Consider the following 272-nt stretch of genomic DNA (forward strand, 5'->3'; position numbering starts at 1 on the left):
CGATAAGTGTGAACATTTGATGGTGAAGCATTACTGCTTCGTGCAAACTCTAGAAAGGAGGTGATCCAGCCGCACCTTCCGATACGGCTACCTTGTTACGACTTCACCCCAGTCACGAATCCTACCGTGGTAAGCGCCCTCCTTACGGTTAAGCTACCTACTTCTGGTAAAACCCGCTCCCATGGTGTGACGGGCGGTGTGTACAAGACCCGGGAACGTATTCACCGCGACATGCTGATCCGCGATTACTAGCGATTCCAACTTCATGCAGT

1 rRNA gene is annotated in these 272 nt (G+C 51.8%); it reads right to left on the bottom strand.

Annotation, left to right across the window (positions count from 1 at the left end):
* Positions 1-53: 53 nt before the first annotated feature.
* Positions 54-272: ribosomal RNA gene (locus GCM43_RS25610) — 16S ribosomal RNA — on the bottom strand; the annotation flags it as partial.

It is taken from the genome of Janthinobacterium aquaticum (assembly GCF_009208565.1).
Taxonomy (GTDB): domain Bacteria; phylum Pseudomonadota; class Gammaproteobacteria; order Burkholderiales; family Burkholderiaceae_D; genus Janthinobacterium.